The organism is Paenibacillus sp. FSL R7-0340 (assembly GCF_038002205.1).
Classification (GTDB): Bacteria; Bacillota; Bacilli; order Paenibacillales; family Paenibacillaceae; genus Paenibacillus; species Paenibacillus polymyxa_B.
The window spans coordinates 46,405-66,408 of record NZ_JBBOBY010000001.1; the positions used below are offsets into that span (position 1 = coordinate 46,405).

Below are 20,004 nucleotides of genomic sequence, written 5' to 3' on the forward strand. Positions count from 1 at the left end.
CGCCCATCCGGTTAGGATTTGGCTTGATCTAACAGATTTTGCAATTCATCCTTATTAAACTGATAAGCCTCATTACAAAAGTGACATACGACCTCAGCCTGTCCTTCTTCCTCAATTAGCTGCTCTAATTCGCTTTCTCCCAAACTGATCAATGTTTTTTCCACGCGCTCACGTGAACACTCACATTGAAAATGGATATCCAATTCATCGAGAATCCGAACGTCCGGCAGCATCCAGCGCAGCATTTCATCAAGTTCCAACCCTTGATCCAGCAAAGCAGTAACGGGTGGAATGGAGCTGACTGCATTTTCGATCGCAGTAATCTCATCATCATTCAAGCCTGGAAGCAACTGAATAATAAATCCACCGGCCACAATAACCGTGTTATCCGTATCTACCAGCACACCCAAGCCCACCGCTGACGGGGTCTGTTCCGATTTGGCAAAATAATAGGTAAAATCCTCACCCAGTTCACCGGAAATAATCGGAGTACTGCCGCGATACGGTTCTTTTAACCCCAAATCCTTGATGATATGAATGAACCCCTCTGTACCTACGGCACCCGCTACATCCAGTTTGCCCATACTATTGCTCGGCAAATGCACATGCGGTTCAGTAACATAACCTCGCACTTCCCCTACAGCATTGGCATCAACGACGATTTGCCCAATCGGTCCATCACCTCTAACTTGAATGGTCAATCGCTCTTTTCCTTTTAGCATAGAACCCATAATAGCACCTGCTGTGAGGGTTCGCCCCAAAGCAGCGGTAGCCGTTGGATACGTATCGTGTCTTCTCCGCAATTCCTCTACCAATTGAGTTGTCCGAACAGCAAAAGCTCTAACCCTCCCATTCATGGCTGTGCCACGAATAAGTCGATCCTGCTTATTTTCCATATTGATATCCTCCCCTATTCACCAGGACAGCTATGCTGCTTATTTTCGTTAGTATTGCTTATCATTGAAGCATAATTTCCTACTATATAAACAACCTGCATCTACAGATCACGCGAATTGTTCAAAAACGTAACATATTTCAGTATAGACGAAAAACGCCGCTAATCCAAACCGATAAAATCATTCGGTTGGACTCAGCGGCAGCTTATACCCACTTTTTTATTCGGCGTTACGTTGGTAAATGATGCGCAATCCTTCGAGCGTCAACATCGGCAACACTTTCTGAATGCTCTCCGCCTCTGATGCGATTAGCTCTGCAAGACCTCCGGTAGCAATAACTGTAGGCTCCGCCTGCATTTCTTCCTTAATGCGCCGCACAATGCCATCCACTTGCCCAGCATAACCGAAGATAATCCCAGCTTGCATGGCATGAACCGTATTACGACCAATAACCTTTTTGGGTTTCTCCAACTCGATGCGGGGTAGCTTGGAAGCCCGTTGATACAGTGCCTCCGTCGAAATCCCGATACCCGGCACAATGACACCGCCCAAGTAGTTTCCCTTATCGTCAATACAATCAAACGTCGTCGCTGTCCCAAAATCCACCACAACCAGCGGCCCGCCGAACCGTTCTACAGCCGCAACAGCGTTCACGATCCGATCCGCACCTACTTCACGCGGATTCTCATAACGCAGGTTAAGACCAGTCTTGATTCCCGGTCCGACGATTAACGGCGTTTTGCCTATGTATTTATCGCACATTTCTTCTAATACACGGACCAACGGCGGAACGACAGAGGAAATAATAACTCCCTGGATGTCATCCTTTAATACGCCACCCATACTAAAAAGATTATGTATGAGTACGCCGTATTCATCTGCGGTTGCCTGTCTGGAGGTACTGATCCGGTAATGGTGTAACAGCTCCCGCCCTTCGTATATCCCCAGAACAATATTGGTATTACCTACATCCACTACAAGAATCAATGGGTGTCACCTATCTTTCTTTGCGTTAAGGTCAAGGCTGATATCCAGGTTATGAAAAGAGTATGTCAGCCTGCCTACAGAGATCACATCTACGCCACTCTCAGCCATCTCACGCACTGTATCCAGCGATACATTGCCCGAGGCTTCTGTTTTGACATGTGGTGCCCGTTCCCGAATGAACCGAACGGCTTCCTTCATATCTGGGGCAGACATGTTATCCAGCATAATGATATCCGCCCCAGCTTCCAGGGCTTCCTGAACTTGTTTCATGTTTTCCGTCTCTACTTCAATCGTCATCGTATGCGGTATATTAGCGCGCGCTCGACTTACAGCCTGTTCAATCCCACCTGCACCCTTAATATGATTATCCTTAATCATAACAGCATCGTACAGGCCAAAGCGATGATTCGAGCCACCGCCTACACGCACAGCATACTTCTCCAGCAACCGATGTCCCGGTGTTGTTTTACGTGTATCCACCAAGCGAGTGGACAAACCATGCAATTGATCTATAAAAGCCCGAGTCCGCGTGGCAATGCCAGACATCCGTTGGAGCAAATTTAACGCCAGTCGTTCTCCGGTCAGAATTGCATGAGTACTTCCATTCACTTCCGCCAAAACGCTTCCCTTTTCAATCCACTGTCCGTCCGTCACCAGCGGAGTGAACGACAAGGAAGGGTCCACTACCTGAAATACAAGGGCAGCCACGGGTAAACCGGCAACCACGCCGCTCTCCTTGGCATGAATGACAGCCTTGGATTGGTGGCCCTGCTCAATCGTCCAGCGCGTGGTCACATCGCCAGAGCCCGTATCTTCTCGCAGCCAGCTGCGAATTTGTGCTGTCAGTTCTTCCTGATATCCACTAAACTCTCCATAAAGCTCGCTGTTAGATGTCATGAACGTACTCCTCCGTTATCCCTTGCTCACGTCTCTGCTGAACATGCTTTCGCCAGACGCTATCATCTGTCTCAGGAAAATCCTCGCGATAATGCGCTCCCCGGCTCTCCTCACGCAGCAGCGCACCATCTGTTACTAATAAAGCACAGGTGAGCAAATTGGCAAATTCGATCTCTTCCTGGCTAGCGATCACAGCCTCAAAAATAGGCATTTGCCCTTGCAGCTCGTCTAATGCTGCTTGCAGCCCCTCGCCGTGCCGACGAACTCCAGCATAACGAACCATTGCTTCTTGCAGCTTATGCCGCTGCTCCGTGACGGATGAAGCCGGGAACTCTGTACGGTTATCGCTATAAGATATCAATGTATGGCCGACCAGCGGTGGCAATGAATGCAGTCGCTCAATAATCCTGCTGGCAAATACAATAGCTTCAGATAACGAATTGCTCGCCAGACGATTAGCTCCGTGAACTCCTGTAGAAGAGGTCTCCCCGCAGGCGAACAAACGCGCAATGGAGCTTTCCCCGTGTAAATTGGTCTGGACACCACCCATCATATAATGGGCAGCAGGCGCAATGGGGATCCAGTCTGTCGTCATATCCAAACCAAATGAGAGACATGTCCGATAAATTGTTGGAAAACGTTGCATCACCCGCTCTGGCGGCTCGTGTGTAATATCCAGGTATACAAACGCAACTTGGGTGCGCTCCATCTCATGAATGATAGCACGAGCTACGATGTCTCTGGGTGCAAGCTCCTGCCGGGAATCATACTTGTCCATGAAGCGTTCTCCGTGAATATTGCGTAACACGGCTCCTTCTCCCCGTACGGCTTCGGAAATTAGAAACCTTGGAGCGCCCGGATGGCACAACGCCGTAGGATGAAACTGTATGAATTCCATATCCCGTACAATCGCCCCAGCACGATATGCCATAGCGATACCATCCCCGGTTGCAATATCCGGATTGGTCGTATAACGGTATAATTGCCCGCTACCTCCTGAGCACAAAATCGTTGCATTAGCGGTTATATACGACCTTTCCCCACCTGGCTTTTGGACGAGGGCCCCAATACACTCACCATGCTCCGTCAGCAGATCAATTACCATGCACTCTTCCCATACTTCGATACCGGGATGGGCAGCAACCTGCTTTGACAACGCACGAACAATTTCATAACCCGTAGCATCTCCATTTGCATGCAAAATACGCCGATGACTATGCGCTCCTTCCCGTGTCAACGCTAGTTCACCATCCACACGATCAAAAGCCGTTCCCAAACGTATTAACTCCTGAATGCCAACTGGACCTTCATGGACAAGCGTACTGACCGCCTCAGATTCACACAGACCTGCACCAGCAATCAGGGTATCTTCCATATGATAAGCTGGTGTATCCTCGTCCGATGTGACAGCAGCGATGCCGCCTTGAGCATAACGCGTGTTGCTTTCCATCAAAGTCTTCTTGGTAATCAGCAACACTTTCCGATTCTCCGCAGCCTTAATCGCCGTATATAAGCCCGCAATGCCCGAGCCGATTATTAACACGTCGGCCTCCAATCGGGTCAATTCCGCTACATCAAAATCAACTAGATACCTTGGAATCATGCCTTCACCTGATTTCACAGAAGAATAGCGCACACCATAGGTTCTACAGTATGCGCTCACGTATATGTTCAAAATGATAGAAAGTCGATTGCAGCGGCTGTTGGCTTTTATAAGCTAAGAAGACGACAGCCGTTTATTTAACAATAAATGTACACAACGTTCCGGTGTCTGTCAAATCACGTTAGCAATAATCTTCCATTTAAAAAGCTCCGGAAAACCCATAATACCTGGTTCCCCGGAGCTTACATATACGCTTATTCAACTATCCATCGGATGATTAGGTTGTTGTCGGTGGAGTACCACCGGAGTTGCCCGAATTGTTATCATCCTCTGGCTTTTGCAGATTAGGGATATCATTCGGTTGATCCGTTGTATTCTTAGGCTCGTCATCCTTACCTTGAATACGTACACGGACGTCTCCAATGTTGTCGATCACAGGCTCACCATTTTCCGGTGTTCCTTCTCCCTCAGTCGTGCCACCATCCAAAGAACCTGTCTCGATCAAACGTTTGATTTGTTCAAGTTCCAAGGTTTCTTCTACCAGCAAGGTTTGAGCAATCAAATGAACCTCTTTGGAATACTTGGTCAGGAGTTCTCTAGCACGCTCATAAGATTCAGTGATGAAGCGATTCATCTCCTGGTCAATCTGATAAGCGATCTGATCACTGTAGTTCTGCTCATGACCGATATCGCGTCCAAGGAATACTTGGCCTTGTGAAGTACCGAACTGCATTGGACCAAGCTTCTCACTCATACCATATTCTACGATCATGCTGCGTGCAATGCTTGTCGCTTGCTGGAAGTCGCTATAGGCTCCCGTTCCGATCTCACCAATGAACAGTTCCTCGGATACGCGTCCACCCAACAATCCAGTGATTTTGTCCAGCAATTCCTGCTTGGTAGTCAGCATGCGGTCTTCCTTCGGAAGCATGATGACATATCCGCCTGCACGTCCACGTGGAATAATCGTTACCTTGTGAACCATGTCGGCATTTTCCAAGAAGAAACCAATAATCGTATGGCCTGCTTCATGATAAGCAACAATTCGTTTCTCGCGGTCACTGATTACGCGGCTGCGTTTTTCTGTACCTACGATAACACGGTCGATGGCTTCATCTACTTCTCGCATCGAAATATCTCTGCGGTTACGACGAGCCGCCAACAAGGCAGCTTCGTTCAACAGATTTTCCAGATCAGCGCCCGTAAAGCCTGTTGTACGTTTCGCAATTACGTCCAGTTTAACATCCTTCGTTAATGGCTTGTTGCGAGCATGTACATACAATACTGCTTCACGGCCTTTAACATCTGGACGGTCAACCGTAATTTGACGGTCAAAACGTCCTGGACGAAGCAACGCCGGGTCCAAAATATCCGGACGGTTTGTAGCGGCTACGATGATGATCCCTTCGTTTGCGCCGAATCCATCCATCTCTACGAGCAATTGGTTGAGCGTCTGCTCACGTTCATCATGTCCGCCACCCAATCCGGCGCCACGTTGACGTCCAACGGCATCAATCTCATCAATGAAAATGATACAAGGTGCGTTCTTCTTCGCGTTCTCGAACAAATCACGAACACGGGAAGCACCGACCCCGACAAACATTTCTACAAAATCAGAACCCGAGATGCTGAAAAACGGTACTCCGGCCTCGCCTGCAACAGCTCTCGCCAAGAGTGTTTTACCCGTACCTGGAGGGCCCACTAACAGAACACCTTTTGGAATACGAGCGCCCACAGCTGCAAACTTGCGTGGGTCCTTCAAGAATTCTACGACTTCGACAAGCTCCTGCTTCTCTTCGTCAGCCCCTGCCACGTCCTCGAACGTAACCTTCTTCTTCTCTTCGTTATACAGACGAGCTTTGCTCTTGCCGAAGTTCATAACTTTGCCGCCACCGCCCTGTGCCTGATTAAACAGGAAGAAGAATAACAGGAACATGATCACCAAAGGAATGATAGAAGTCAAAAACGTCAGCCAAATGCTTTCGCCTTCCATTTTCTTCTGCACGTATTCAAACCCGTTCGTTTCGCTGGCATTCACCAATTCACTTAGTGCTTGATCCGTTGGTGGAACATATACGGAAAAATTGGTCGATTTAGCATTAGCCGGCTGCTTCTTATATGCACCGGTTACAAGATAGGCGTAACCGTCAAATTGGACCGTTACTTTAGAGATGTTATTAGCTTTAACCTCTTGCCGTAATTGGTCATATCTAGGGAGATCGGAGGCTTCGTTACTGTTGCTAACAAACTGAACGATACCCACCACAACTAAAAAAAGAATCAAATAAAAACCAGAATTCCGGATGAACCGATTCATCCCCTACCTCCTCTCGAGACACTTAAGTTATTTTACCATAGCCTGTAAGTCCTTCTCAACAAAGGGCCTTATTTAGTCCTAGGACTGGAGGCTGAGATTAGCTGGTGTAGATTTCCGGCTTTAAAATCCCTATGTATGGGAGGTTCCGGTAGTGCTCGGCATAGTCCAGACCGTAGCCGACAACAAACGCATCTGGAAGCGTAAATCCAGTATAATCTGCTTCAAGATTAACTGTCCGGCGTGCAGGCTTGTCGAACAAGGTTACGACACATACCGAATTGGCATTACGATTCTTAAGCAATTCAATCAAATGCGTCAGCGTCAGGCCGCTGTCGATAATATCTTCGACAATCAGAACGTCGCGTCCTTCCACAGATGCGTCCAAATCTTTAATGATTTTGATGATACCTGAGGATTTTGTAGACGCTCCATAACTTGATACAGCCATGAAATCAAGCTCCAACGGCACTGTAATGGATTTAACCAAATCAGCCATAAAGATAAACGCACCTTTCAGCACGCAAATCACCAATGGATTTTTTCCTTCATATTTTACGCTGAGCTGTGCACCCAATTCCTTAATTTTACTCTGAATTTCTTCTTCGCTGATCAATATTTCCTGAATATCATTCTGCAACGGTGTAAACCTCCTAAGTTTATACTATGAAAGCCGTTCCTGCGCAATTACCGGTGCCCCGGACTCTCTCGTCTTTGCCATGACATATATATAACCGAAGACGTGTGCTTTTGCACCGCGGCATGTACAGAACGTCGTACGCCCGGAATCCAGAGAATAGCCCCAGAGTGGTCGCAGACGATGGGAATAACGGAACGCATTGAAGGAGGTATTTTTTCATCAATAAAAATATCTTTAACCTTTTTTCTTCCGTTTAATCCCATTACATACATGGTATCTCCAGGTAATCGCGAGCGTACAGTCAAAGGCAGACTCAATTGATCTGCGTCGAACCACGCTTCCTCCTTATTCACCGGATGGTCCGCATCCGAATAGGAAGCCCTTCGCCACCGAAGTATACCACCTGCCTCAGGCAACTCTAGCTCACCGGAAATAGGCAATACACTTAGTCCATAGCACCATTCGCCCATAACGACTTGCGTACGGTCAAACAAAACCGCCTGGTCATATTCGCGGACTCCAACCGCACCGCCTCCCAAATCCAAACTCCATGTAGACGATGCCTCTTGGAGAAGTCTTAGTCGAACGGTCTCAATTTTACGAAAATCAAAATTTTCACTGTCCGAAGGCAGATAATTTAATATTAGTTTAATCAACCTCCGTTGTAAAGCAACGGATAGCTTACGGTATGAAGCGATGGGAAACATGTACCTGCCATTATCCAAGCGCACCATTTTCTCGTATGCCGACAGTGTGGATGCCTCCATAAAGTCATTTTCGTCAGCCATCGTTTCGGCCAGCCGGTTTAGGGACGGTGTCAGTCGCTCATTATATTGCCCCAAAAAAGGAAGCACATCCATGCGAATGGCGTTACGACGGTATTTGGAAGATGAATTAGTGCTGTCTATCACATAGGAAAGACCATAAAAGTTACAAAACTCAATCAGGTCAGCCTTGTACATACGTAGTAGCGGGCGAATGAGTTGCACATTTTTTTCCCTGCGCGCCAAACGCATACCCACCAAACCTGCTGGGCCGCTACCACGCAGCAAGTGCAAGAGAACCGTTTCGGCTTGATCGTCGCCGTGGTGGGCCATTGCAATATGCTGCGCTTCCCACTTTGTAGCCATATCATGTAAAAAGCTGTAGCGCAGCTCGCGGGCTGCTTCCTGTGGCCCCTTCCCGCTCTCCTTCATATAAGCGGGTACATCCACCCGAGTCATTTCAAATGGAAGTTCAAGCTTTCGGGCAATATTGCGTACCTCTTCAGCCTCCGCATCCGATTCCTCTGGTCTGAAGCCATGATGAACGTGAGCGCAGACGAGTTGTAAAGGCATATGTATAACGGATATTTCATGTAAAATGTGCAAAAGGGCCACCGAATCCGGCCCACCGGATACAGCAACCACAATGCGGTCTCCGGGGCTCCACAGTGAATGATCTCGCGCCAAGGCGAGCACTTCCTGTACAACACCGGTCGGTTTTGTTGTTCCCATTCACGACCCTCTTTTCTCCCGACCGTAAAAATGATGATCATCTGTTATCTTATGTAAGTCATGCTGCTACCTTAACGCAATCCAGAGCGCTCCGGCAAGCAGCAAAAGCGATACCGTGAAAGCATATCCCAGCCAGCGTGGGTTCCCTCTTTTGACCGACGATTGCCTGACATGTGCGGAAGCCAAACGTGACCAAGATCGGGCCGCTGCACGAGTATCGGAATATTCTCCACGCACTGCACCCAGTAGCCATTCGGCATAGGGGCGTAATACACGGCTGCGGCGAATGATGACCGTCAATTCTGCCGTATTACGCAACTGTGGCAGCCTGCTCGCAGCCGCCTTTAACGATTCGCTCTCCAATATATGAATCGTTAGAAGAGCGAAGGCAAACAGATCATACTGGGAATCGGCATTTCGGCTGCCAGCATTCCAGAATCCCCTGTCATACCATTCTGTAAATTGTTTAACACTCCGACCAGCAAGAGACACCCCACCGTAGTCAATTAATTCAGCCTCTCCATAGGCATTGACCAAAATATTCTGCGGCTTCAGGTCGCCAAACACCCATCCTGCCTGATGGAGATCCGCCAGACGATTCAGTATACCGGTTCCAGCCACACCATACCATTCCGACCCTTTGGCTGCCACAAAACGATGAAGCGGATCACCTTTAACATATCGCATAACATAAAAGGGGATTTCTCCGCTGCGTAACACTACATCATCCACCTCAAACAAAAAGGAAGGACTTCCATTTCGCTGAAGGGCGGCCTGAGTCCCCTGAGACTGCAATGTGGTTAGCACATTAATCTCTGATTGCAGATCAAGCGTGTTCTTCCCCATTTTCAGAGCAAATTGCCGATCGGCCTGTGCTTCTTTTACCAAATATACAGTTCCGTTCGCTCCCCGGCCCAGCAAGCGCTGGATGACATAGCTGCTCCGCTTCCACTTGCCCTTGATGACCGTTCCGGGTGCAAGAACGGGATCAGACGACGTAGTCACCGAGCATCCCTTCTCCTTTGCCATAGGATTCTTCCAGATCTTTCTGTTCTCCTAGTGTAACATATCGGTAATAATCAATCACTTGTAAAATGGCAGGACCTGTCGGTGTTGCCCCTTTCATCCGCAAGCGTCCAAATATCGATTTGATCTGGTTAAGCTCAGAGGTCCAACCGATATCCATGACTGCGTCTTCTCCCATTTTTCCGCCCGGAAAATGAAATACAGATATACGGCTGTGTCCGCTTCTGGACTGTAAACTGAGCAGCAAATCACGAATGCTGTCCTCTACAGCAGGCAGCTTGGGCTTCATGCTCGCACTTGCATCAATGAGCAAAGCAATCTCCAGGGTGCTTGTTTCTGTCAGCTCATCCATCACCTCAACCACTTGGGCTCGTTTTGCCGGAGGAAGTTCACCGATATGTTTGGCGCCACCCTCACCCAGAATGTGCGTTAACTCTCTATTAACCGCCTGCTGAATGGTTTGAACCACCGTTTTGCGCGTCATCATCTGCATGGTCTGAGCCAACTGCTTCGTCCCAACGATTTGGCTAAACCCTCCCCCTGCTTTAGCAATTTCTTGAATCTCCGCGCTGCCAAGCTCGCCAATAGTTCCATAATCTATGACTCCGGCGACGTTCACTGTAATACCTTCTCGTAAAGCTTGGGCAGCCGCCATGACTGGACTAACACCTACATTTGAGCATCCGTCTGTAATGATCAAAATTTGCTTCATTGTTTTTTGACCTCCGCTTCCTCTTAATCTATCCCGATAGATTCTATCTTTGCCTAATCCGGAACGATTCAAACGAAGGATGCGGATTTTTAAAAACGAATAAGGAATTTCCCGGGCAATGTCGGATTAGCTCACCGTCCGTGGACGTTCCAACCACCTCATGCCAGGTACATGGAGAGTTGCCCATTCTGGGCGGAAGTGATCTATTTTACTAACGACTACTGTCATATCATCATAGATTTGATTTTGTTGGTATCGAATAACCCTTTCTAGTAAGCAGTCGGCCAACTGCTGTGGATCTTCGCTTTCAATTTCCTGAATCATGCGTTTCATCCATATTTCCTTATTAACCGCATAACCCGGTGAGTCGTATATACCGTCTGTAATCATAATGAGAATATCACCCGGCTGGAGCTGCAGTGATACCAAATCAACTTCAATATCCTGTATAATGCCAATCGGCAAGTTGCTGGCAGATACGGGAATGACCTCCTCCCCTCTTTTAATAAAGCTCGGCGTAGACCCAATCTTCATAAAGGTTGTCTGGGCCGTGTACTGATCAATCAGCGCCATATCGACCGTAGCATACATTTCCTCAGGTGATCGCAGCATCAAGACAGAGTTAACCGACTTGATCGCCAATTTTTCGTCCATACCCGATTGGAGTAATTCCTCCAAAATGTTAAGTGCTGCACTGCTCTCTTGCTGCGCGCGCTCTCCGTTCCCCATACCATCACTTAAAGAGACTGCAAAAGTCCCGTTCCCTAGCTCCATCATGCTGTAGCTGTCACCTGAGAAAAAATCGCCTCCTTTGGCGGCACTAGCTACTCCTGTAGCAATCTCATACGTTTTAGCAGAGCCGAACATGACTGTAGCTAAGCCTTGGCGGCGATCTGCCTCCGTTTCGCGCATCACAGCTATATGCTCGTCCAGTATGTCCGACAGAAGTGGAGCAATGATTTTCCGACATTCATCAAATCCCCTTGTATAGGCATGGACAATCTCAATTTCTACCTGACCTGCATCCAGGTTTATGATCTCAATAGATTGAATGGACAAGCCCAGTCTATCAAGAGCCTCCCGTATTTGCTCCTCCTGCCGATGCATGGTCTGCCCTTCCCGCTGAATTTCTCGCGCTAAATCCTCCATAATTTGTGATACACCCGATAGCTGGTCAGCAACAAGCTGACGACTATCGTATACTTGGCGCTTCCACTGCATATTATGTTGGTAGAGGCTATACTGCTGCTTCATCACTTGCAGGACAGCGCCCGTTTTAGCACATGCCTTGCTCCATTGCGGCGGTATCTGCTCTGGTTCCAAATCCGGGTTATCCTCAATGGCGCTCATCATTTCCGTCATATACTGATGAGTTTGCATAAACTTGCCGTCCCAGCACTGCTCACACTTGAAGCAGGAGGCACATGTCCCTTCCGCCACCGCATTCATAAAGTGTTCGATTTCACCATCCGACTTCGTGCTCTCACTCGCAGATATCTGATGAAAGCTGCGGGATAGCTGACTGAATACACGAGAAAACTTCGTTACCCGCTCTGCGGTGAGATCGCGGACCCTTTTGGCATATTCATGCTGAGATTTGGCGTGGTCCTGCGTACCGGGAACATAGGTAGAAACCGCTTTAAAGAAACTTTTTGGGGTCATTAAGAATAATAGAATCGCCGCACAGCTCTCCCAGGTTGACGTCAGCACGTCTCCGGTCCCGTCCAAATAGATTGTCAGGATTGAGGAGCCTAGCAGCATCCCAAGCGCAACAGCACCTTTTTTTCCTTCACGCAGCATTCCTGCCAGCAAACCTGCAAAAGCGAGTAAACTCATCTGCACAATTGCAGACATATTGGCCAAGCTTAAAATTAAGCCAGTAATTACACCGACCGATGCCCCCAGCGAAGCACCTCCCACCAAAGCAAACACCAAGACCAAATATCGCGACAGTACATGATCGACAGACAATGAATGAACAGTCCATCCTACTGCTCCCGTCATCACAGAGGCTAATAAAATAATAAGACATAAAATTTCCTCATTCTTGAGCTGGCTTGTCTTCTTGCGGTACGTAAACAACGGTATGGCCTGCGTGAACACCAGCGTAAGCATAAAGCTGAGAACCGCATCCGTTCCCACAATGATAAGTTCATACCATGTGAAAGTTGGAGCCATCACGGCGTTAAATAAATTGACCATAAACACAGACAAGAAAACCATAAGCGGGGCATAGGATAATTCCAGACGGTCGAAGGTTCGTAGCCCGCGATACAGGAGATAAAATACCAGTAACTCACCACCAATCATAAATAACGATGGGTAAGGAGCTAGCAGGCTGCCTAACACAACTGATACAGCTACAGGCAGCATCAGATCACGCCGAAGAAACGTTATGACCGCAAAATAAGCGAGGGCAAAGGGAGAAAGCTCGTCCAAAATAGTGGCGCGTCCTAGTAGAACTCCCATAGCTGACAATAGCAGCATCCATCTTTGCGCCGTTACCCATTGCACCACTTTATGTGAATCCAGCCGTTTCTTGAGTCTGGAAGACCACCCTTCCGTACGCTCTTTGGATTTGGACTTTCTAGATTTTAACCCCGGAAAATGTACCACGTTCCATTTCTCCATCATGCGTCAGGCACCCCATTCATCAATTTGATGTTCCCATCTTAAACCGGAACGACTGAGAAAGTTTGTCAGAACCTCACGTCTTATTCCAAGAAATTTCCGACAAAAAAACGTTCTGCGCGAAAGGACAGAGCATCACTCTGAACATCAAGCTACGCCCGTATGGAAGCCGATGGAGGAAGCGTCCCGCTACTCTTTACATGACCTCTCGATGTCGTTCGTCCTGATGCCCAGACTAGCGATTTGCACAGAAGATAGACGGAAAACCGTTGGAGTTTGTCGGACGATTATGTCCTCACGACAAAAAAAACATCCACTTTCCAGCATCGTAGCTCTTATCTTCTTCGCCAAAATTGCGAATCTCATAAATGCCCGTACGACTAACCACTGGATTCAGCGCCGACAGCCGCTGCTTATCGCATCTGTTGTCGGTAGAACGCAAAAAAACCGTAGCAGTCTCTCGACTGTACGGTTTTCCGTGTATGATTGATACGGTTGTCAAAGTGAATTAAACACGCTTCGCGCCGCGTCCTCCGCGTTTACCTTCGGTGTTCTTTTTCAGCGACGAAATGCGTTCCTCACTATCTTTCAGGAAGCGTGACATTTTATCCTCAAATGAAGGTTTACCCGGTGCAGGCTTGAAAGAACGGCCTCCACGATCGCGGTTGAAACCACCGCCACCACCACCGCGTCCTTGACTTGGACCTGAACCTCCACCGCCGAAACGGTCGCCTCCGCCTGGTCCTCCTGTACGCTCCGGTCTTGGAGCTCTTGGGGGACGGGCTTCACTTGCCGGCTTGTCAATCGTTTGCTTAATGGAAAGTCCGATTTTGCCATCTTTGTCAACATTAATGACTTTCACCGTCACAACATCATTAATCTTCAGGTGGTCGTTAACATCCTTAACATAGTTATCGGCGATTTCCGAGATGTGAACGAGACCCGTGACACCTCCAGACAAATCCACAAATGCTCCAAAATGCGTGATGCCTGTCACTTTGCCCTCTAACTTGGTGCCCACTTCAATTGCCATAGAATAAAATGATCCTCCCTTAAAATATACAACCGATTTTTTTGCAAAAAAATCCCGCTGTGGTGATTTGATTATACAAAATGGCGGAACCAAGGTCAACTAAGCATTGGCCCGATAATGTTCCTATTTCTGATCTTCGATGATTGGCGTCTCTTCCGGTTTGTAAAGACCGTACTTGCTTCTGGCAATCTCGCCAATGTACTCAGGGTCCTTGAGACGATTCACTTCGGTTTGAAGCTGTTGTTCCGTTTGTGTAGCAGCTTGCTTCTGCTTTTCCTTCTGGGTGAGCTGTTCACTTCGATCGGCCATAATCATGCCTTGAGAAAAAAAGGTAAAAATTGCCCAACTACCAAAGGCGGCAAGCGATAGCAACCAAATCATGATTCGCCTGCGCCCGCCCGCGTTGGACTTGGACGTAGAAGATGAATGGCGATCTACAGACGAATTACGCATGATACTACCTCCTTCCAAACCATCTTTTCGCTGTGTTTTTCAGTCTGATACCCAGCTTTACGAGCAACTCTGGAGTCTTCCAGCGCGCTTTAAGCGGACCGATCAGCCATAGGATCGGCTTCCAAACCGGCATCAGGATGTATATCAGCATCCTTCCCAGGAACACAATAAGTGTCCATGTCCATCCGACCAGCTTGCGTAACAGCCGATACAGCGCTAACACCGGAAGAACAATCAGGATGCGCAGTATGCTGTTCACGATCAACGTCAGTCTGCGAACTATCTCTAATAACATTACCACAAAACGTTGGGTTGTAACACTAAAGGCCCAAAAATAGAGCCAAACCCCCAAAAGTAGTCCTAAAAAGACATAAAACCGCAGCTCACCGCGATTACTCGCGTATAGCACACGGAAAATAAACAAAGCCGAGGCCACCCAGTACAGCACGTCCAACATATGAACGCTCCAGCGGGCAAAATGAAAGCGGATGGACAGCACCCGGTAGCTGTCAAACACCACTCCCATGGCTATGCCCGACAACAGCATCCATGTCAATGTCAGCCATTGTGTGTAAGGGTTCATTTGAAGAGCTTGCCGAATAGGCTTTTTCCGTTTTTGGCCGGGGCCCCGGGCTCCAGGTAGACGAGGGAAGTAATCAAACCTTCAATGGACAACAGCCCCTCTTCTAGACTGAGGTTTTTGATATGTAAATGTTGTCCGCGAATGGTGAGATGGCCCAGCTCGGTCTGAAGCAAAAATTCTTCACTGTCAAAGCTCTCCACATTGCTGACGCCTGAAATATCGAGTTGCTTGCGGCTTTGCATGCGCAGATCATGGTGCTTGGACTTCCCTTGTTCAATCATGGCATGTACCCCTCCTTCTGTTCTTAGCTTATGAAGGGGGCCGTATGATTTAGAACCGCTTTTGCTGTTAATCAGCATATGATGGACGAAACCTCGTCATCTAAAGAAAAAAAAGCACTCCTTCATAAAATAATGAAGGAATGCTTTCATGTACAGTTGTGAGAAAATCAGATGTCTGCTTACCAGTTCAAACCATTGTCCCTGGCAATAGGCTCTTCCTTTACCAAAGTGTACATACTTGCAGCCTCGTCCTTGCGTGTAGTGTCGGCGAGCCGTTCCACTCGCACGGTCACCAGCTTCTGGCCAAACTGGACGGTAATTTCATCGCCTACTTTGACCGCACTGCTCGGCTTGGCTTCGCGTCCGTTCACCAGCACTCTCCCTTGTTCGGAGACGTCCTTGGCTACCGTACGCCGCTTAATCAGCCGCGAGACTTTCAAGAATTTATCAAGACGCATTAGTTAACGGCTTCTTTAAGCTTATTACCGGCTTTAAAAGCAGGAACGGTCGATTCTGGAATTTCAATCGTGTTACCGGTTTGTGGATTGCGGCCTGTACGGCTGGAACGCTTGCGTGTTTCGAAAGTACCAAAGCCGATCAGTTGCACTTTGTCACCGCTAGCAAGTGCATCTGTAATTTCACCAAGAACGCCATTCAATACAGCTTCAACGTCACGTTTGCTCAAACCGCTTTTGCTGGAAATATTGTTGATCAGATCTGTCTTGTTCATAAGATAAAAGCCTCCCAAATGTCAAAAAATAATCATCACGCTGCATGTCCATTTATGGAGCAGACGTGAGGTCCAACTGTGGCCGAAGCCCTCCTGAATGTCACTGTAACACGCTTAACTATAAGCTACAGTTATTTTCAGAATTACTACAAGTTATTCTGGCTTGTCCGTAAAAATCCTGCAATGACAGGCGTTTTTTTATTCGACCCCAGTTAAGCCAACATCCTACTACAAAACTCTGCCCATTGGCAAGTCTTCACAAACTGGGCCTTCTTTCAACCCTGCATATGTCTCATTTTACTGTTCTGTGCAGCCAAAAGCGAATATGTGGAATCACGCTTTGCCAAGGAGCTTTTTCGCTTCCTGCCAGTAAGCCTCCATTTCATCTACGCTGCTGTCTTCGGGACGGCGTCCCTGCTCGCGTAATTTCTGCTCAATATACTGGAAACGGTCGACAAATTTGCGATTGGTGGCGGACAATGCCTCTTCCGGATCTACTCCCATGAACCGGGCTGCATTCACTGCAACAAATAATACATCGCCTAACTCCAGCAACTGGGCTTCCACGGCATGCCCTTCACGAACCGCTTCCTTCAGCTCAGCCACTTCTTCGTCCAATTTATCGAATACGCCCTCAATGCTATCCCAGTTAAAGCCTACTTTAGCTGCTTTCTTCTGGAGCTTGTACGATTTCATAAGAGCAGGCAGATCACGTGGAACCCCATCCAGTACGGAAGGGTCTGCTGCCGTCGTGCCTTTAAGCCGTTTTTCCTCAGCCTTCATCTGCTCCCAGTTTTGCAGCGCTTCTTCCGCATCATTCGCTTGATTGTCACCAAATACATGTGGATGACGGAAAATAAGCTTATCATTCAGCCCCTGGATAACATCATACACATTGAAGGTTCCGACTTCCTCTTCCATTTGGGCATGCAGTAAAATTTGCAACAACAGATCGCCCAGCTCTTCCTTCATATGCTCAGGGTCGTCCTCATCTATCGTTTCAATGACTTCATACGTTTCTTCGATCAGATTTTTGCGGATCGACTGATGTGTCTGTTCACGATCCCATGGACAGCCTTCCGGACTGCGTAAAATATCGACAATCTCGTGTAAACGGTCAAAAGAACGCCGTTTCAGTGCCTCATCTTCACTGCGAGGTATGTATACCAAGGATAGGTTCCCGTAGCCCTCTACTCGATCTAGCTCGTACAGCGGCACCTTGTGCACCGCTTCCTCGCCTTCCACCCCAAGAGCGTGACCGACGTACACCTCATAATCGTCAGGATACCGCTCCATCAGGCACAGCTTCACATCAGAAGCCGTGAAGGTGTCATACACCTGTCCGATCAGCGTATGCAACTGAGGCTGGAGCCAGCTGGCATCCAGTGTACCTGCATCCAACAGTTGGAAACCCTCGATCGGATCAAAACCAAGACGCACAAAAGCTTCATCCAGGAAACTTTCGCCACCCAGAATGTTCAGTTCAATCCCTTGCGCAGGACAACGCTCCTTAAGCAACTGCACCGCTGCTTCTGCCACCATCGGATGACCGGGAACCGCATATACGATTTCGCTTCCGTCTACCGCCTTAGCAACCATCGTAATCAATTGGCTGGTAATTTCCTCGTATACCTCTGGAAAAGACTCCTTTGTCTCATATACCTCGTCAAACGACTCAAAAGCCACTTCAAACTCATTCAGCACTTGAACCGCAGGATGCTCCTTGGTCCGCAGATACAGCGCTGAAGCGCCCCGCATTTTGTTCAATATCCCTATCGTAAGCTGATCCGGATCTCCCGAGCCCAAACCTACGACCGTTAATGTTACGCTCATATCCAATCCTCCGTTTCGCAGAAACAAGGTTCATGCTCGAAAAAATATACGGCCTACCCCCGCTTCCGCTTCCTTTGCTTTGGGACTTACTATACCACAAAGTTGTATAGGCTCATAAAATGGCTGTGCCACTTTCGCGCCCTAAGCCCTATGCCTGGGCTAAGCCAGTACACGCAGCCTGCGCAGCACGGCTGCCAGCGGGCGTCCGAGCTTGGGCACCGCCACAAGCTCGGCTTCCGTGATCAGCCTCAAGCGTGCGAGGCCGATCACGAACACAACGGCGCCTGCTGCTACGCCCAGCAGGCTCTCCGCGGCTGCCGTGGCGCGACCTCCGGCAGCCCATCCCAAGGCACCCAGCACAGCGCTGGTGCCCCACATCGCCGCCCCGGCCGCACCAGCCAGGGCGATAAGCAGTGCCGCCGGCTTGAGCACGCTGGCGGACCAGCTCCCACGCAGGCCTACCAAGCGAGCCAGCAGCACGATGTTGATCACCGCCGCCAGCAGATAGGCGACAGCCCCCGCAATGGCGGCTCCAGCCGTGCCTAGCTGCGGCACGAGCAGCCAGTTTAGCAGCGCCTTGGCTACTGCGGCCGCGAGCATCGCCAGAGCCGGCGCGCGAACCGCGCCAAGCCCTTGCAGCAGCGCAGCCGAGATGATGCTGAGCGTACCGCCTACGGCGGTTAGCGCCATCCAGCGCATGACCTCGCTGCCGGTGTCGTCCGCATACAGCATCACATTGACGGGCACAGCCAGCACGATCAGGCCTGTCGCAGCGGCTAGTCCCAGCAACCAAAACCAGCGCAGCGATTGCTCGCACTGGCGACGTGCCAGCTCCGTACCGCCGGTCACCCGCGCCTCAGCCAGCGATGGAATGAATAATGCCGACAGTGTGGTAGCAAACATCATGACTAGCTGTACCAGCGGCAGACCTCGGTTATACACGCCAAAGGCCACCATAACCGCAGTATCGTCCAAACCCTCCTGCTTTAACAAGCGAGGTACGGTAAAAGTGTCTACCAGGCTAATTAACGGAACGGCTAGCGCTCCAAGGCAAACAGGCAAGGCATAACGCAGCAGCGCCTTTAGCAAGGCACCGTTGCTTTCCGCCGGGTGTAGCTCTCCAGTTTGTGCTTGCACTGTCGCCATGACCGTCCCTTGCCTTCTAAGCCTCTTCCTGTGATTTCGCCAATATAGCAACATGACGACCAATCCCGCTGCTCCACCTGCTGCTGAACCAAACACTGCTCCGGCGGCAATCATATCCGCCCCCGCTCCTTGCGACAGCATGAGCAGCAACAGCATAATCATCACGCTTACCCGTATCGCCTGCTCCGTCACTTGGGAGATAGCAGTCGGAAGCATATTTTGCAAACCTTGAAAATATCCTCTCAATCCCGCCATAACCGGTACGAACAAAAAGGCAAACGCCGCCGCCCTCACCGACGGAATAACGTGAGCATTGTCGATCCATTGACCAATGAGCGGCGCGCATGTATACATCAGCACGCCCAAGATCAATCCAAAGACACCCAAGACAAGCGAAGATAGCCGAGCAACACGTTGCCCCGCTGCCCGGTTTCCCACTGCCTCAAACTCAGCTACAAATTTGGATATTGCAGCCGGAAATCCAGCAGCTGCAATGGTAATGAACAGCGTATAAAAAGGATAAACCGTATTATAAATGCCAAACACGCCGTCGCCGCCGATATTCTGCAGCGGGATTTTTTGCACTGTGCCGATCAGCTTGCTCGCTACTGCTGCCAGTGTCAAAATGACAGCACCCCGTAGCAGCCGCGAAGCGGCGCGATTTTCCTGCATTCTCCGTCTTCACTCCCACCTGAAATATGCATCTTTCACGAGTCCTATTATACCGCCTCTTCTCCCGGAAA

19 protein-coding genes are annotated in these 20,004 nt (G+C 49.0%); all 19 read right to left on the reverse strand.

The window, feature by feature from the left end; all coding sequences use genetic code 11:
- Positions 1-11: 11 nt before the first annotated feature.
- The 19 genes from hslO to MKX59_RS00210 all read right to left on the reverse strand — a co-directional run bounded on the left by hslO (position 12) and on the right by MKX59_RS00210 (position 19,933).
- Positions 12-896, reverse strand: a complete 885-nt coding sequence (gene hslO, locus MKX59_RS00120; protein WP_076265355.1) for an Hsp33 family molecular chaperone HslO — start codon at positions 894-896, stop codon at positions 12-14.
- Between the two features lie 219 nt (positions 897-1,115).
- Positions 1,116-1,883, reverse strand: a complete 768-nt coding sequence (locus MKX59_RS00125) for a type III pantothenate kinase (protein WP_023986451.1) — start codon at positions 1,881-1,883, stop codon at positions 1,116-1,118.
- A gap of 6 nt (positions 1,884-1,889) precedes the next feature.
- The gene (nadC, locus tag MKX59_RS00130) at positions 1,890-2,780 is read right to left on the reverse strand and encodes a carboxylating nicotinate-nucleotide diphosphorylase (protein WP_075153518.1); all 891 of its coding nucleotides are present in this window, start codon (positions 2,778-2,780) and stop codon (positions 1,890-1,892) included.
- On the reverse strand, positions 2,770-4,383 hold the full coding sequence (nadB, locus tag MKX59_RS00135; protein WP_076265354.1) for an L-aspartate oxidase: 1,614 nt from the start codon (positions 4,381-4,383) through the stop codon (positions 2,770-2,772). The genes nadC and nadB overlap by 11 nt, the downstream gene beginning before the upstream one ends.
- Before the next feature lie 277 nt (positions 4,384-4,660).
- The gene (gene ftsH / locus MKX59_RS00140; protein WP_028542511.1) at positions 4,661-6,700 is read right to left on the reverse strand and encodes an ATP-dependent zinc metalloprotease FtsH; all 2,040 of its coding nucleotides are present in this window, start codon (positions 6,698-6,700) and stop codon (positions 4,661-4,663) included.
- A gap of 97 nt (positions 6,701-6,797) precedes the next feature.
- The gene (gene hpt / locus MKX59_RS00145) at positions 6,798-7,337 is read right to left on the reverse strand and encodes a hypoxanthine phosphoribosyltransferase (RefSeq protein WP_023986447.1); all 540 of its coding nucleotides are present in this window, start codon (positions 7,335-7,337) and stop codon (positions 6,798-6,800) included.
- Between the two features lie 47 nt (positions 7,338-7,384).
- Positions 7,385-8,833 carry a tRNA lysidine(34) synthetase TilS gene (tilS, locus tag MKX59_RS00150; RefSeq protein WP_076265353.1) on the reverse strand — a complete coding sequence of 483 codons (1,449 nt, stop codon included), beginning with the start codon at positions 8,831-8,833 and terminating at the stop codon, positions 7,385-7,387.
- Positions 8,834-8,899: 66 nt separating this feature from the next.
- Positions 8,900-9,838, reverse strand: coding sequence for a protein kinase domain-containing protein (locus MKX59_RS00155; protein WP_076265352.1), 939 nt, complete (start codon positions 9,836-9,838; stop codon positions 8,900-8,902).
- Positions 9,822-10,571, reverse strand: a complete 750-nt coding sequence (locus tag MKX59_RS00160; protein ID WP_023986444.1) for a VWA domain-containing protein — start codon at positions 10,569-10,571, stop codon at positions 9,822-9,824. Before MKX59_RS00160 ends, MKX59_RS00155 begins: the two co-directional genes overlap by 17 nt.
- 126 nt (positions 10,572-10,697) lie before the next feature.
- The gene (gene spoIIE, locus MKX59_RS00165) at positions 10,698-13,205 is read right to left on the reverse strand and encodes a stage II sporulation protein E (RefSeq protein ID WP_028542513.1); all 2,508 of its coding nucleotides are present in this window, start codon (positions 13,203-13,205) and stop codon (positions 10,698-10,700) included.
- 292 nt (positions 13,206-13,497) lie between these two features.
- Positions 13,498-13,704: a hypothetical protein gene (locus MKX59_RS00170; RefSeq protein WP_023986442.1), complete on the reverse strand. Its 207-nt coding sequence runs from the start codon at positions 13,702-13,704 to the stop codon at positions 13,498-13,500.
- 6 nt (positions 13,705-13,710) lie between these two features.
- Entirely contained in the window at positions 13,711-14,235 is a 525-nt protein-coding gene (locus tag MKX59_RS00175) for a S1 domain-containing RNA-binding protein (protein ID WP_014279051.1), read from the reverse strand.
- Positions 14,236-14,358: 123 nt separating this feature from the next.
- The gene (locus tag MKX59_RS00180; protein ID WP_160788579.1) at positions 14,359-14,688 is read right to left on the reverse strand and encodes an FtsB family cell division protein; all 330 of its coding nucleotides are present in this window, start codon (positions 14,686-14,688) and stop codon (positions 14,359-14,361) included.
- Positions 14,689-14,692: 4 nt separating this feature from the next.
- Entirely contained in the window at positions 14,693-15,271 is a 579-nt protein-coding gene (gene yabQ, locus MKX59_RS00185) for a spore cortex biosynthesis protein YabQ (protein WP_023986441.1), read from the reverse strand.
- The gene (gene yabP, locus MKX59_RS00190; protein ID WP_013368685.1) at positions 15,268-15,552 is read right to left on the reverse strand and encodes a sporulation protein YabP; all 285 of its coding nucleotides are present in this window, start codon (positions 15,550-15,552) and stop codon (positions 15,268-15,270) included. Before yabP ends, yabQ begins: the two co-directional genes overlap by 4 nt.
- 179 nt (positions 15,553-15,731) lie before the next feature.
- Positions 15,732-16,010, reverse strand: coding sequence for an RNA-binding S4 domain-containing protein (locus tag MKX59_RS00195; RefSeq protein WP_016818913.1), 279 nt, complete (start codon positions 16,008-16,010; stop codon positions 15,732-15,734).
- Positions 16,010-16,282, reverse strand: a complete 273-nt coding sequence (locus tag MKX59_RS00200; RefSeq protein ID WP_007428028.1) for an HU family DNA-binding protein — start codon at positions 16,280-16,282, stop codon at positions 16,010-16,012. The genes MKX59_RS00195 and MKX59_RS00200 overlap by 1 nt, the downstream gene beginning before the upstream one ends.
- A gap of 333 nt (positions 16,283-16,615) precedes the next feature.
- Positions 16,616-18,115: a nucleoside triphosphate pyrophosphohydrolase gene (gene mazG / locus MKX59_RS00205; protein WP_340857270.1), complete on the reverse strand. Its 1,500-nt coding sequence runs from the start codon at positions 18,113-18,115 to the stop codon at positions 16,616-16,618.
- A 159-nt stretch (positions 18,116-18,274) separates the two neighbouring features.
- Positions 18,275-19,933, reverse strand: coding sequence for a putative polysaccharide biosynthesis protein (locus MKX59_RS00210; RefSeq protein ID WP_068938702.1), 1,659 nt, complete (start codon positions 19,931-19,933; stop codon positions 18,275-18,277).
- Positions 19,934-20,004 lie beyond the last annotated feature (71 nt).

Coding starts and splice junctions, on each gene's coding strand:
- yabP (WP_013368685.1), bottom strand. CDS start 15,552: ATGATTGAACAAGGGAAGTCCAAGCACCATGATCTGCGCATGCAAAGC.
- MKX59_RS00180 (WP_160788579.1), bottom strand. CDS start 14,688: ATGCGTAATTCGTCTGTAGATCGCCATTCATCTTCTACGTCCAAGTCC.
- MKX59_RS00200 (WP_007428028.1), bottom strand. CDS start 16,282: ATGAACAAGACAGATCTGATCAACAATATTTCCAGCAAAAGCGGTTTG.
- MKX59_RS00195 (WP_016818913.1), bottom strand. CDS start 16,010: ATGCGTCTTGATAAATTCTTGAAAGTCTCGCGGCTGATTAAGCGGCGT.
- nadC (WP_075153518.1), bottom strand. CDS start 2,780: ATGACATCTAACAGCGAGCTTTATGGAGAGTTTAGTGGATATCAGGAA.
- yabQ (WP_023986441.1), bottom strand. CDS start 15,271: ATGAACCCTTACACACAATGGCTGACATTGACATGGATGCTGTTGTCG.
- MKX59_RS00160 (WP_023986444.1), bottom strand. CDS start 10,571: ATGAAGCAAATTTTGATCATTACAGACGGATGCTCAAATGTAGGTGTT.
- nadB (WP_076265354.1), bottom strand. CDS start 4,383: ATGATTCCAAGGTATCTAGTTGATTTTGATGTAGCGGAATTGACCCGA.
- MKX59_RS00175 (WP_014279051.1), bottom strand. CDS start 14,235: ATGGCAATTGAAGTGGGCACCAAGTTAGAGGGCAAAGTGACAGGCATC.
- spoIIE (WP_028542513.1), bottom strand. CDS start 13,205: ATGATGGAGAAATGGAACGTGGTACATTTTCCGGGGTTAAAATCTAGA.
- ftsH (WP_028542511.1), bottom strand. CDS start 6,700: ATGAATCGGTTCATCCGGAATTCTGGTTTTTATTTGATTCTTTTTTTA.
- MKX59_RS00210 (WP_068938702.1), bottom strand. CDS start 19,933: ATGCAGGAAAATCGCGCCGCTTCGCGGCTGCTACGGGGTGCTGTCATT.
- tilS (WP_076265353.1), bottom strand. CDS start 8,833: ATGGGAACAACAAAACCGACCGGTGTTGTACAGGAAGTGCTCGCCTTG.
- mazG (WP_340857270.1), bottom strand. CDS start 18,115: ATGAGCGTAACATTAACGGTCGTAGGTTTGGGCTCGGGAGATCCGGAT.
- hslO (WP_076265355.1), bottom strand. CDS start 896: ATGGAAAATAAGCAGGATCGACTTATTCGTGGCACAGCCATGAATGGG.